The organism is Streptomyces sp. NPDC025784, from assembly GCF_055558435.1.
Genome location: NZ_JBVHMN010000004.1, coordinates 99,793 through 112,584 on the forward strand (window position 1 = coordinate 99,793; position 12,792 = coordinate 112,584).

Sequence of the window (12,792 nt, forward strand, 5' to 3'; positions counted from 1 at the left end):
TGAGCGATCACCCTTTCGTGTGCTTTTCACCAAAGACCTCAAGGGAGTTGGAGACGACGCCGACAAAGGTCACGTGAGTACCCTTGCGCAGACCATGATGACCGCCGCCCGCTCCGCCGACTCCGGCCTCGCCGGACCGGGCGAAATCGACCGCTACCCCTACGCCGAGACCCCTGGCGTCGACCGCGTGGGTGCGCCCGCGTGGGAGAGCGCGGACCCCGAGCTCGGCCGCGTGGGCCGGCGTGCCGCCGGAAGTCGCGGACGCGGGCTGCACGGCCAACTCGTCCAGCAACTGGGACAGATGATCGTCTCCGGCGACCTGGGTGCGGACCGGCCGCTCGTCCCCGAGGAGATCGGCCAGCGGTTCGAGGTCTCCCGCACCGTCGTCCGCGAGTCGCTCCGCGTCCTGGAGGCGAAAGGACTGGTCAGCGCCCGCCCGAACGTCGGCACGCGGGTGCGTCCCGTCAGCGACTGGAACCTCCTCGACCCGGACATCATCGAATGGCGCGCCTTCGGGCCGCAGCGCGACGACCAGCGGCGCGAGCTGAGCGAGCTGCGCTGGACGATCGAGCCGCTCGCCGCTCGCCTCGCCGCCGGCCACGGACGTGAGGAGGTGCAGCAGCGGCTCAGCGACATGGTCGAGATCATGAGCCATGCCATGGGGCAGGGTGACTCGCTCACCTTCTCCCGGGCCGACGCCGAGTTCCACTCGCTGCTCATCCAGCTCGCGGGCAACCGGATGCTGGAGCACCTCTCCGGGATCGTGTCGGCCGCGCTCCAGGTCTCCGGCGGACCCGTCACCGGCTGTGACCGGCCCAACGACGCCACGCTGGGGCACCACGCCCGCATCGTCGACGCCCTCGCGTCGGGCGACGGCGCGGCGGCCGAGACGGCCATGCGCCAACTGCTCACCGTCCACCCCGAGGTGGAGCGTGTGGTGCCCGCGCCGCGCGAACACTGATCGCGCACCGCGGGCGGCGCGGCCGACGATATGCGTCGTGCGCCCTCGAGCGGCATCGCCCGGTCGGCGGACCCCCTCGCCCATCGGGACCTCGCCGGATCCCTTCCGGATCCGGCGGGGTCCGGCGGCGCGAGGTGGTCGCGGACCATCGGCTGACCTCGTCTGACCGTATCTGGCAGCTTTTGACCGCTTACGGGGTGTGACTCGGGCCACGCAGATTGGGCGTAACGCTCCTCGGAACAGCGCGATGACCTAAGAGGTGACAGCCGAGGAGGGAATACAGACGCCGCTTGCGGCGCTGTGCCTCTTCCCGGCCCCCGCCCGCGCCGTCGGCCCATCCCCAGTCGGCGGTCGTCGGCTCCTGTCCGCAGTGGACGGGGCCGGAAGCCGTTTTCCAACGTTCCGAGAGGTTGTTCGTGTCGGCCAGCACATCCCGTACGCTCCCGCCGGAGATCGCCGAGTCCGTCTCTGTCATGGCGCTCATTGAGCGGGGAAAGGCTGAGGGGCAGATCGCCGGCGATGACGTGCGTCGGGCCTTCGAAGCTGACCAGATTCCGGCCACTCAGTGGAAGAACGTACTGCGCAGCCTCAACCAGATCCTCGAGGAAGAGGGTGTGACGCTGATGGTCAGTGCCGCGGAGCCCAAGCGCACCCGAAAGAGCGTCGCAGCGAAGAGTCCGGCCAAGCGCACCGCCACCAAGACGGTGGCCGCGAAGACGGTGACCGCCAAGAAGGCCGCCGCCCCCGCCGCCCCGGCCGTGCCTGCCGCCGACGATCCGGCTGAGGACGCGTCCGCCAAGAAGGTCGCTGCCAAGAAGACGACCGCCAAGAAGGCGGTCGCGAAGAAGACGGTCGCCAAGAAGACGGCGGCCAAGAAGACCACCGCCAAGAAGGACGACGTCGAGCTGATCGACGACGAGGCGGTCGAGGAGACCCCGGGCAAGCCCGGAGCCGAGGAGCCCGCCGAGGACGGTGCCCAGGGCTTCGTCCTGTCCGACGAGGACGAGGACGACGCGCCCGCGCAGCAGGTCGCCGCTGCCGGTGCCACCGCCGACCCGGTCAAGGACTACCTCAAGCAGATCGGTAAGGTCCCGCTGCTCAACGCCGAGCAGGAGGTCGAGCTCGCCAAGCGCATCGAGGCCGGTCTGTTCGCCGAGGACAAGCTGGCCAACGCGGACAAGCTCGCCCCGAAGCTCAAGCGCGAGCTGGAGATCATCGCCGAGGACGGCCGCCGCGCCAAGAACCACCTCCTGGAGGCCAACCTCCGTCTGGTGGTCTCCCTGGCCAAGCGCTACACCGGCCGCGGCATGCTCTTCCTGGACCTCATCCAGGAGGGCAACCTCGGTCTGATCCGCGCGGTCGAGAAGTTCGACTACACCAAGGGCTACAAGTTCTCCACGTACGCCACCTGGTGGATCCGTCAGGCGATCACCCGCGCCATGGCCGACCAGGCCCGCACCATCCGTATCCCGGTGCACATGGTTGAGGTCATCAACAAGCTCGCCCGCGTGCAGCGCCAGATGCTCCAGGACCTGGGCCGCGAGCCCACCCCGGAAGAGCTGGCCAAGGAGCTCGACATGACCCCTGAGAAGGTCATCGAGGTCCAGAAGTACGGTCGCGAGCCCATTTCCCTGCACACCCCGCTGGGCGAGGACGGCGACAGTGAGTTCGGTGACCTCATCGAGGACTCCGAGGCCGTCGTCCCGGCCGACGCGGTCAGCTTCACGCTTCTGCAGGAGCAGCTGCACTCCGTGCTGGACACCCTGTCCGAGCGCGAGGCGGGCGTCGTGTCCATGCGATTCGGTCTCACCGACGGTCAGCCGAAGACCCTCGACGAGATCGGCAAGGTGTACGGCGTCACGCGCGAGCGCATCCGCCAGATCGAGTCCAAGACGATGTCGAAGCTGCGTCACCCGTCGCGCTCCCAGGTGCTGCGCGACTACCTCGACTAGGCCTCGGCGCCACGTCATCGAGGGCCCGGCTCCCGTGGGGGAGCCGGGCCCTCGGCGTCTGTGCGGAGTGCGTGCTTCCGGCTGCTGGATCACCCTGGGTTTCCCATGACCATCCCAGAGTGAGGAGCGCGCATGCGCCGTCCTTTTGCCTCAGCGCTGGCCCTTGTGGCCGCAGCGGCCGTGATACCACTGGCTTCCCCCGTCCCGGCCGCTGCCGACAGTGTCGTCATAGGCGGGTATCCCGTCGAGATCTCGAAGAGTCCGTGGACGGTGGCGCTGTCCAGCCGTGACCGGTTCGGGGGTACGCGGGCGGGACAGTTCTGCGGGGGAGTGGTGATCAGCCCGTCCGAGGTCCTGACCGCGGCCCATTGCCTGGGTGCGGACGTGTTGGGGACCCCGCCGCAGCAGGTGACCGATCTGAAGGTCATCGCGGGCCGCGGCGACCTGCTGTCGGACAGCGGCAAGGAGATCGCTGTGCGTGACGTCTGGGTCAATCCGGACTACGACAGCTATACGAACGCGGGGGACTACGGCGTGGTGACACTCGCCTCGCCGCTTCCCGAGAGCTCGGCCATCCGCATGGCTCCGTCCGGGGATTCCGCCTACCAGCCGGGTACGGACGCGGAGGTCTACGGCTGGGGGGACACGACGGGCTTCGGGACCTATCCGCACAGCCTGAGGGCCGCAGGGGTGCAGGTGCTCCCCGACAGCGCCTGTGAGGCGGCTTACCCCGGTGGCGAGGAAGGCACGTACCGGTCGGCGTCGATGCTGTGCGCCGGAGAGGCCACAGGCGGCCACGACGCCTGCCAGGGGGACAGCGGAGGGCCGCTGGTCGCCCAGGGCAGGCTGATCGGCCTGGTGTCCTGGGGAAGCGGCTGTGGGCAGCCTGGCAGCCCCGGCGTCTACACGCGGGTCGCGGACGTCGCACGGGTGCTCGGCAAGCGCCGCTGACGGCGCGCTACGAGTTCGGGCGGCCACTCCCTGTGTCCAGGGGGTGGCCGCCCGACGTCCGGCCTGGGCCGGCACTCACTCGTCGTCGACGCGAAGTGTCAGCGCTCTTCTTCGTTGGCGCTTGCGGGAGCGGTCGTGAGCCGCTCCGTCTCGTCCTGTATCTCGGCGGCGATCTTCTTGAGTTCCGGCTCGAACTTGCGACCGTGGTGGGCGCAGAAGAGCAGTTCTCCGCCGCTCAGGAGGACGACGCGCAGATATGCCTGGGCGCCGCAACGGTCGCAGCGGTCAGCGGCCGTCAGTGGGCTCGCGGGGGTCAGAACAGTAGTCACGTCGCCTCTTCTCTAGCTCGACGAGCTGTCGTACCAGGGTCAACATCCAACCAGGCCGAAAACGTTCCCGCTCGTGGCTTTTCCTCGAAAATTTCTCTCCGGGGCGGCTGTCTGCTGCCGGGTGGCGGCGAATGAGCCGTATCGCAAGTCTTCGTGTCGTACGGGTTCGCGCTGTTTGTCAGGTGGTCTGCCCTCCCGGCTGGGTTGCCGGTTGTTCATGAGGACGTGCCCGGAGCCTAAATGGTTCATGCCTGGAAGGGAACGTGATATGTACTTCACTCAATCGAGGGATCGAACACGCATGCGACTCTGGACTAGTCTGAGTTCATGCGAGGGTGGCGTTACATCGGCTCTACCAGGCCTCGGTACCCTCTGAGCGGCGACCGAAGCCGGGGCCTTACCCAAATGGGTCCCATCTGAAATTCAGCGAGGAGCGAACCGCGTGACCGCCGAGACGTCCGTGCCGTCCACAGCCCTGCTGACCGGAGCAGACCGTGACGGTTCCAACTACACCGCGCGGCACCTGCTCGTCCTTGAGGGGCTCGAAGCGGTACGCAAGCGTCCGGGCATGTACATCGGATCGACCGACAGTCGCGGTCTGATGCACTGCCTCTGGGAGATCATCGACAACTCCGTCGACGAAGCCCTCGGGGGCTACTGCGACCACATCGACGTCGTCCTGCACGACGACGGCTCCGTCGAGGTGCGGGACAACGGCCGCGGCATCCCCGTCGACGTGGAGCCCAAGACCGGCCTCTCCGGTGTCGAGGTCGTCATGACCAAGCTGCACGCCGGCGGCAAGTTCGGCGGCGGCTCCTACGCGGCCTCCGGCGGCCTCCACGGTGTGGGCGCCTCCGTGGTGAACGCGCTCTCCGCCCGCCTCGACGTCGAGGTCGACCGCGGCGGCAACACCCACGCGGTGAGCTTCCGGCGGGGTACCCCGGGGACGTTCAAGGCGGACGGGCCCGAAGCGGCCTTCGACGCGACGGGCGGGCTGCGCAAGCTCAAGCGCATCCCCAAGACCCGCACCGGCACGCGCGTGCGCTACTGGGCCGACCGGCAGATCTTCCTGAAGGACGCCAAGCTCTCCCTCGAGAACCTGCACCAGCGCGCCCGTCAGACCGCCTTCCTGGTGCCGGGCCTCACCATCGTCGTCCGTGACGAGTACGGGCTCGGCGAGGGCGGCAGCAAGGGCGAGGAGTCGTTCCGCTTCGACGGCGGCATCAGTGAATTCTGCGAGTACCTCGCCACCGACAAGCCGGTCTGCGACGTCCTCCGCTTCTCGGGCCAGGGCACGTTCAAGGAGACCGTCCCGGTCCTCGACGAGCACGGCCAGATGACGCCCACCGAGGTCACGCGCGAGCTCGGCGTCGACGTCGCGCTGCGCTGGGGCACGGGGTACGACACGACTCTGAAGTCGTTCGTGAACATCATCGCCACCCCCAAGGGCGGCACACACGTGGCCGGCTTCGAGCAGGCCGTCATGAAGACCGTCAATGAGGTGCTGCGGGCCAAGAAGCTGCTGCGCGTCGCCGAGGACGACATCGTCAAGGACGACGCCCTGGAGGGGCTCACCGCGGTCGTCACCGTGCGCCTCGCCGAGCCGCAGTTCGAAGGGCAGACCAAGGAGGTCCTCGGCACCTCCGCGGCCCGCCGGATCGTGACGAACGTCGTCAGCAAGGAACTCAAGGCGTTCCTGACCTCCACGAAGCGGGACGCCGCCGCGCAGGCCCGGGTCGTCCTCGAGAAGGCCGTCGCTGCCGCCCGTACGCGGATCGCCGCCCGTCAGCACAAGGACGCGCAGCGCCGCAAGACGGCTCTGGAGTCGTCGTCGCTGCCCGCCAAGCTCGCCGACTGCCGCAGTGACGACGTGGACCGCAGTGAGCTGTTCATCGTCGAGGGTGATTCCGCGCTCGGCACCGCCAAGCTCGCGCGGAACTCCGAGTTCCAGGCGCTGCTGCCGATTCGCGGCAAGATCCTCAACGTTCAGAAGGCGTCCGTGACGGACATGCTGAAGAACGCCGAGTGCGGCGCGATCATCCAGGTCATAGGGGCGGGGTCGGGCCGGACCTTCGACATCGACGCGGCGCGGTACGGGAAGATCATTCTGCTCGTCGACGCCGATGTCGACGGGGCGCACATCCGGATTCTGCTGCTGACGCTGTTCCAGCGGTACATGAGGCCCATGGTCGAGGCGGGGCGCGTGTTCGCGGCGGTGCCGCCGCTGCACCGGATCGAGCTCAGCCAGCCCAAGAAGGGCCAGGACAAGTACCTGTACACCTACTCGGACCGGGAGCTGCGGGAGACGCTGCTGGAGCTCCAGCGCAAGAACGTCCGGTACAAGGACTCGATCCAGCGCTACAAGGGTCTCGGCGAGATGGACGCCGACCAGCTGGCCGAGACGACGATGGATCCGCGCCACCGGACCCTGCGGCGCATCAACATCTCCGACCTCGAAGCGTCCGAGCAGGTGTTTGACCTGTTGATGGGGAACGACGTGGCTCCGCGCAAGGAGTTCATCGCGAGTTCGGCGGCGACGTTGGACCGGTCGCGGATCGACGCGTAGCGGGCGGGCGGGGCGGGGCTGTCTGCTGGGCCGTCTCGCCGTCTCGCCGTCTGTCCGGTGGGTGGGTCGGGTCCGTGCCGGTGATCCGCCCGTTGCAGCCATTGTGCGGGACGGGGCTGGTGGGACCTCGGTGGGTGCGTGGTGCTGTCCGCAATGGGCATGTGATTCACCGGCAGCCCCTTCTGCGAGAGGGCGGGTGCGGTCGCGTCCATCACAGATGCACGCACACCTCTGGAGCCGAGGGGCACCCTTCATTCCGTCCGGCGTTTGAGGACGAGCCGTTCAGGCCGAATGGGGGTCCGGGGCGCCCCCCAGAGGTATGGGCTGGGTAGGGGCGGAGGAGGCGAAGGGCGTTTGTCGCGGGCCGTGCCGGCGGTGGGGGCTCCACCCGTGGGTGGAGGTAAGAGGTGGTGGGAGATCCACCCGGGATCCACCCCGGCTCCGATCTGCTGACCTGCAGATTTCCGTAGCGTCGAAGGCGTCGACAGCACCCGCTGTCGCTTCCCCTCGCCCACGGAGGCCGCGATGTCCGGGCTCGTCGATGCTCTGTTGATCTGCGCTGTTGCCGCACTGGTGATCGGCCGCCAGTTCCGCACCCGCAGGATCAGCGACGACAGGCGCTGGTGGATCGTGCCTGTCGTCCTCGCGGTCATGGCGCTGCGCAATCCCGGGCTGATCGACCCGCACCATCGAGCGGGGGCGATCGTGCTGCTGGGCGCGGAGCTGCTGGTGGCCCTGGCGACCGGTGCCGGCTGGGCGTGGACGACGCGCATATGGACGGAACCGGACGGTTCGGTGTGGAGCCGGAGCACCAAGGCCAGCGTGGCCGTCTGGATCGGGGGCATCGCTCTGCGTGCCGGCCTCTTCGGGACAGGCGTGCTGTTCGGCGTGCATCAGGAGTCCTCGGCGCTGCTGCTGGGCCTCGCCGCCACTCTGCTGGTCCGCGCCGGGTTCCTGGCCTGGCGGACCCAGCTCCTGGCCCCGACGCAGACGCAGACCCCGGCGTACGGTGACGGCGTGCCCGCCTCGTGGAAGGAGCGCGTGTGAGCGAGAACGCTTGGACTCGGTGGCCGTCCCGCGAGGCGCTCCTGCAGCTCGGGGTGTCCAGGCCGAGGCGCGTGCTCGGATGGGTCTCGAGGATCGTCGCCCTGGGCGTCCTCATCGCGACGACCTTCACGAAGGCGGGCCTGAGCGGGTGGGAGATCGCTGCGGGTATCGCAGGGATCATGGTGTGCGTGTTCCTGCTGTGGGCCTTTTGGCGGACCACGCTCGAACACCGCCTGCTGCCTTCCGTGGGACTGCTGACCCTGTTGCTGGCGATCGCGACGCTGGGGCATGGCGTGGGCTTCCGAGTGCCGGCCCTGGTGCTGTGGTGCGGCTGCGCCGTCAGCGCCATCGAGCGGCTGCCCCTCGCGGCGGCACTGCCCGTCACCTCCGTGGCGCTGAGTGCGTACGCGGCGGTCAACGACGACGTGTGGCTGACCACCGCGGCCACCACGGCGGGACTCGCCCTCGCCGGGTATGTGCTGCGCCTGGACGCGGAGGCACGAGGGAGCGCACAGCGACTGCTGGCGCAGGAGCGCGCGGCGCGAGCGGCCGAGGCGGAGTCGGCGGCGCTGGCCGAGCGGACGAGGATCGCGCGGGAGATCCACGATGTGCTGGCCCACAGTCTGTCGGCGCAACTCGTGCATCTGGAAGCGGCCCGCCTGCTGATCGAGCGGGGCGCGGACCGCGACGCGATCCTCGAACGGGTCGTGGCGGCGCGGGGGATGGCCCGGGAGGGGCTCGCGGAGACCAGGCAGGCGCTCTCCGCTCTGCGAGGGGAGATGTCCCCCCTGGAGGACTTCCTCAGTGAACTCGTCGCCACGGCGGACGGAGCGGACGTCACTGTGACGGGCGAACGGCAGCCGTTGTCCGCCGAGACCTCGCAGGCTGTGCGCAGGGTCGCGCAGGAGGCCCTGACGAACGTGCGCAAGCACGCCCGGGGAGCCAAGGTGCACATGCATCTCGACTACGGCGAGAGCGAAGTGACGCTGGACGTACGGGATTCGGGAGGCCCGCCGGGCGATCTCAGCGGCTCGGGAGCCGGGTACGGTCTGCTGGGCATGCGGGAGCGTGCCGAGTTGCTGGGCGGCTCGTTGGAGGCGGGACCTGAGGAGGAGGGGTTCGTGGTGACGCTGAGGGTGCCCGTATGACGGAGACGGAGGAGGCGGGCAGGAAGCCGGCGCGGGTCGTGGTGGCGGACGACCAGACGGTCGTGCGCGAGGGCATTGTGATGCTGCTGGGCCTGTTGCCCGGGGTCGAGGTCGTCGGAGCGGCGGGCGACGGGGACGAAGCTGTGGCACTGGTCGCAGAACTGGCCCCGGACGTCGTGCTGATGGACCTGCGTATGCCCCGTTGCGACGGTGTGGAGGCCACCCGCCGCATCCGGGCCGAGTACCCGGGCACACAGGTGGTCATCCTCACGACGTACGCGGACGACGAGTCGCTGTTTCCCGCGTTGAGAGCGGGAGCGCGCGGCTATCTCACCAAAGACGCGGGCGGGGACGAGATCGTACGGGCGGTGGAGAGCGTGCTGTCGGGGGACGCGGGGCTCTCGCCGAGCATCCAACGTCGGCTCCTGGAGCGGCTGTCGGAGCCGGCAGCGGAGCCGTTGCCGCCGGCGGAGGGACCGGACGGGCTGACCGCGCGCGAGACGGAGGTGCTGCTGCTGATCGCCGAGGGGCTCACCAACCAGGAGATCGCCCGCAAGCTGCATGTCTCCACGGCCACCGTGAAGACCCACATCAACAACCTGTTCGCGAAGACGGGGCTGAAGGACCGTGCTCAGGCGGTGCGTTACGCCTTCGGGAAGGGACTCGTCCGTCCACCGGTGGACTGAGTCACCTGATGGGGTGAAGAGCACGGAGAGAAGAGTCCGGGATCTTCCCGATCTGCCCATCCTTGGGCACGCGGCGACATCGGCCCGCGGACAAGGAGAGATCGGTGGAGAAGCACGACGGCGGCGATACCGGAGAGGTCCGGTTCGACGACCCCTGGTACGACGCGCTCGCCTCCGGCTGGGGTGAGTTGGACGGCACGGGAGCGCCCGCACCCGCGGTGCCGGCGGCGCGCGCGCCGCACGAACCGCGCGCGGGCGGAGCGGCCGACGTCTACCTGGAGGTGCAGCGCAGCGCCGCGTTCCAGGAAGTGCGCAGCCGGTACCGGAGGTTCGTGATCCCGGCCGTCGCCGTCTTCTTCACCTGGTACGTGGCCTATGTGGTGACGGCGACGACAGCGCCGGGGTTCATGGCGCGGCCCGTCGCCGGCGCGGTGAACGTGGCATTGCTCGCGGGACTCGGGCAGTTCCTCACGACGTTCCTGCTCGCATGGGCTTACGCGCGCCACGCGCGGCTGCGCCGGGACCGGGCAGCGCTGGATCTCCGCTGGGACACGCAGGAGCTGACCCGGCACGTCAGAGGCGGTGAGCGGTGACCGGCAACCATCAGACGCTGTCGCTGCTGCTGTTCAGCGCGTTCGTGGCGGTGACGCTGGCGATCACGACGTGGGTGAGCCGCAACAGGCATGGTTCGGAGGAGGAGTTCTACGTCGGCGGGCGGTTGTTCTCGCCGATGGAGAATGGTTTTGCCATTTCAGGTGATTACATGTCGGCGGCGTCCTTCCTGGGTGTCACGGGGCTGATCTCGCTGTACGGCTATGACGGCCTGCTGTACGTCGTGGGGTTCTTCGTCGCGTGGCTCGTCGTGCTGTTCCTGGTCGCCGAGCTGGTGCGCAACTGCGGGCGTTTCACGCTCGCCGACGTCGTCGCGGCCCGGATGAGCGAGCGGCCGGTACGGATCGCGGCGGGAACGTCCTCGGTGACCGTGTCCGTGCTCTACCTCGTGGCGCAGATGGTGGGAGCGGGCAGCCTGGTCGCACTGCTGTTGGGAGGCACGAGCGACGCCGCGCGGAACTGGACGGTGATCGGCGTCGGCGCGCTCATGGTGATCTATGTGTCGCTGGGCGGCATGCGGGCCACCACATGGATTCAGATCGTCAAGGCCGTGCTGTTGCTGGGGGGAGCCGTCGCGCTGACGGCGCTCGTCCTGGCGCGGTTCCACGGGAATGTCAATGAACTGCTGCGTTCGGCGGCGGACCGCAGCGGGCACGGCATGGCGTTCCTCGCACCCGGACTGAAGTACGGCGGCGACTGGACCGCGCGCTTCGACTTCATCAGTCTGGGGCTCGCGCTGGTCCTCGGCACGGCCGGGCTGCCGCACATCCTGGCCCGGTTCTACACCGTGCCGACGGCCAGGGCTGCGCGGCGTTCGGTGGTCTGGTCGATCGGGCTCATCGGTGGCTTCTACCTGATGACGATCGTGCTGGGCTTCGGGGCCGCGGCGATCGTGGGTCCGGAGACGGTGCGCGCGTCCAACGCGGCGGGGAACACAGCGGTCCCGCTCCTGGCGCTCGACCTGGGCGGCGGCGCCGACTCGACGGGTGGAACGGTTCTTTTCGCGGTGGTCGCCGCCATCGCCTTCGCGACCATCCTGGCGGTCGTCGCCGGCATCACGCTCGCCTCCTCGGCGTCCGTGGCCCACGACCTGTACACGTCCTTGCGGCGTCGGCATGCCAAGCCGCGCAGCGAGGTCGCCGTGGCGCGGACGGCTGCCGTCGGCGTCGGCGTGGTGGCGATCGCGCTGGGGCTGCTCGCTCGCGACCTCAATGTGGCCTTCCTGGTGGGCCTCGCCTTCGCGGTCGCGGCGTCCGCGAACCTGCCGGTTCTGCTGTACTCGCTGTTCTGGCGGTCGTTCACCACGCGCGGCGCGGTCTGGGCCGTATACGGCGGCCTGGTGCCCGCGCTGGTGCTCGTCGTCCTCTCGCCCGTGGTCTCGGGGAGCCCCGAATCGCTGTTCCCGGGCGTGGACTTCCAGTACTTCCCGCTGCAGAACCCGGGGCTCGTGTCGATCCCCTTGGGATTCCTCGCGGGCTGGCTCGGCACGGTCACGTCGGCGGAGGAACCGGACGAGGCCAAGCACGCGGAGACCGAGGTGCGGGCACTCACCGGCGCCGGGGCCGTCTGAGGGCGCCGGTGGGGCGTACCCGCTGCTCGTCGTCGAACAGGGACGGTACCTGCCGGCTCCTCGGGGCCAGGGCGGCTGCCGCCGGGGCCGGCCGGGGCGTCCGCGCGCCCCCGTCGGCGATGCGTCCGTGCGACGTCCCGGCCGCCGCATTCGACCGTCTCGTCGACCGATGCACTCGCGCGTCTCACCCGCCGTCCGTGTGTGTCCGCCGGCCCCGCCCGCCGGGCGTGTCCACCAGTCTCGTCCGCCGGGCGGCTCCGGACCGCACGTGCGGGGTCTAGGGCGCCACCCACGCGTACCGGTGTTCCGGCCTGCCTGTGTCGCCGTACTTGAGCGACAGGCTCAGGCGCCCGGCCTGTTCGAGGTGGCGCAGATAGCGCTGCGCCGTGGAGCGGCTGAGGCCGGTCTCGGCGGCCACCTCGTGAGCCGACAGAGGATGGTCCGCACGGTGCAGCACGTCGCAGATGAGGTCGGTGGTCGGCTCGGAGTGACCGCTGGGCAGCCCTGGTGACGACGGCACGGGCGTGGTGCGCAGGGCACCGAAGATCCGGTCGACCTGCTCCTGGCCCGCCACACCCTGCCCGCCCACCCGGTCCACGGTGCGGCGCAGGGCGGCGTACGAGTCGAGACGGGCGCGCAGGGCGGCGAACGTGAACGGCTTGACGAGATAGTGCAGGGCACCGAGACGCATCGCGGCCTGCACGGTCACCACGTCGCTGGCCGCGGTGATCATGATGACGTCGGTGCCATGGCCGCGTTCGCGCATCCGGTGGACCAGTTCCAGACCCGTCTGGTCGGGCAAGTAGTGGTCCAGCAGCACCAGGTCGACGGGCGCGCGTTCGACCGCGGCCAGCGCCTGGGCAGCACTGTGCGCGCGGGCGGTCACCCGGAATCCGGGAACCTTCCCCACGTACTTCGCGTTGATCTCGGCGACGCGGAAGTCGTCGTCCACGACCAGGACGTCAATCAT

The 12,792-nt window shown here is 69.4% G+C and carries 11 protein-coding genes; 9 read left to right on the forward strand and 2 right to left on the reverse strand.

Annotated features, from left to right (window positions below):
* Window positions 1–73 precede the first annotated feature (73 nt).
* The 3 genes from ACZ4IF_RS12170 to ACZ4IF_RS12180 all read left to right on the forward strand — a co-directional run bounded on the left by ACZ4IF_RS12170 (window position 74) and on the right by ACZ4IF_RS12180 (window position 3,864).
* Window positions 74–961 (forward strand): FadR/GntR family transcriptional regulator, encoded by an 888-nt coding sequence (locus tag ACZ4IF_RS12170; protein ID WP_467561912.1) that lies wholly within the window; start codon window positions 74–76, stop codon window positions 959–961.
* A 416-nt stretch (window positions 962–1,377) separates the two neighbouring features.
* On the forward strand, window positions 1,378–2,913 hold the full coding sequence (locus ACZ4IF_RS12175) for an RNA polymerase sigma factor (protein ID WP_467561914.1): 1,536 nt from the start codon (window positions 1,378–1,380) through the stop codon (window positions 2,911–2,913).
* 132 nt (window positions 2,914–3,045) lie between these two features.
* Complete coding sequence (locus ACZ4IF_RS12180) at window positions 3,046–3,864, forward strand: serine protease (RefSeq protein ID WP_467561916.1); 819 nt, start codon at window positions 3,046–3,048, stop codon at window positions 3,862–3,864.
* A gap of 98 nt (window positions 3,865–3,962) precedes the next feature.
* Here ACZ4IF_RS12180 and ACZ4IF_RS12185 read toward each other — a convergent pair whose 3' ends face one another.
* Window positions 3,963–4,193: a DUF7455 domain-containing protein gene (locus tag ACZ4IF_RS12185; protein ID WP_467561918.1), complete on the reverse strand. Its 231-nt coding sequence runs from the start codon at window positions 4,191–4,193 to the stop codon at window positions 3,963–3,965.
* 442 nt (window positions 4,194–4,635) lie between these two features.
* Between ACZ4IF_RS12185 and ACZ4IF_RS12190 the strand changes: the two genes are divergently transcribed.
* The 6 genes from ACZ4IF_RS12190 (at window position 4,636) to ACZ4IF_RS12215 (ending at window position 11,822) form a co-directional block, all read left to right on the forward strand.
* Window positions 4,636–6,759 carry a DNA gyrase/topoisomerase IV subunit B gene (locus ACZ4IF_RS12190; RefSeq protein ID WP_095937105.1) on the forward strand — a complete coding sequence of 708 codons (2,124 nt, stop codon included), beginning with the start codon at window positions 4,636–4,638 and terminating at the stop codon, window positions 6,757–6,759.
* Window positions 6,760–7,284: 525 nt separating this feature from the next.
* Window positions 7,285–7,806, forward strand: a complete 522-nt coding sequence (locus ACZ4IF_RS12195; protein WP_467561920.1) for a DUF1453 domain-containing protein — start codon at window positions 7,285–7,287, stop codon at window positions 7,804–7,806.
* Window positions 7,803–8,954 (forward strand): sensor histidine kinase, encoded by a 1,152-nt coding sequence (locus ACZ4IF_RS12200; RefSeq protein ID WP_467561922.1) that lies wholly within the window; start codon window positions 7,803–7,805, stop codon window positions 8,952–8,954. The genes ACZ4IF_RS12195 and ACZ4IF_RS12200 overlap by 4 nt, the downstream gene beginning before the upstream one ends.
* Window positions 8,951–9,640 carry a response regulator transcription factor gene (locus tag ACZ4IF_RS12205; RefSeq protein ID WP_467561924.1) on the forward strand — a complete coding sequence of 230 codons (690 nt, stop codon included), beginning with the start codon at window positions 8,951–8,953 and terminating at the stop codon, window positions 9,638–9,640. Before ACZ4IF_RS12200 ends, ACZ4IF_RS12205 begins: the two co-directional genes overlap by 4 nt.
* Window positions 9,641–9,744: 104 nt before the next feature.
* Window positions 9,745–10,233, forward strand: a complete 489-nt coding sequence (locus tag ACZ4IF_RS12210) for a DUF485 domain-containing protein (protein ID WP_467561926.1) — start codon at window positions 9,745–9,747, stop codon at window positions 10,231–10,233.
* Window positions 10,230–11,822, forward strand: a complete 1,593-nt coding sequence (locus ACZ4IF_RS12215) for a solute symporter family protein (RefSeq protein ID WP_467561928.1) — start codon at window positions 10,230–10,232, stop codon at window positions 11,820–11,822. The genes ACZ4IF_RS12210 and ACZ4IF_RS12215 overlap by 4 nt, the downstream gene beginning before the upstream one ends.
* Window positions 11,823–12,099: 277 nt before the next feature.
* Here ACZ4IF_RS12215 and ACZ4IF_RS12220 read toward each other — a convergent pair whose 3' ends face one another.
* The gene (locus tag ACZ4IF_RS12220) at window positions 12,100–12,792 is read right to left on the reverse strand and encodes a response regulator (RefSeq protein WP_359492936.1); all 693 of its coding nucleotides are present in this window, start codon (window positions 12,790–12,792) and stop codon (window positions 12,100–12,102) included.

Excerpts from the sequence above, each read along its gene's own strand:
- ACZ4IF_RS12195 (WP_467561920.1), top strand. The coding sequence starts at position 7,285 with ATGTCCGGGCTCGTCGATGCTCTGTTGATCTGCGCTGTTGCCGCACTG.
- ACZ4IF_RS12205 (WP_467561924.1), top strand. The coding sequence starts at position 8,951 with ATGACGGAGACGGAGGAGGCGGGCAGGAAGCCGGCGCGGGTCGTGGTG.
- ACZ4IF_RS12180 (WP_467561916.1), top strand. The coding sequence starts at position 3,046 with ATGCGCCGTCCTTTTGCCTCAGCGCTGGCCCTTGTGGCCGCAGCGGCC.
- ACZ4IF_RS12220 (WP_359492936.1), bottom strand. The coding sequence starts at position 12,792 with ATGATTGACGTCCTGGTCGTGGACGACGACTTCCGCGTCGCCGAGATC.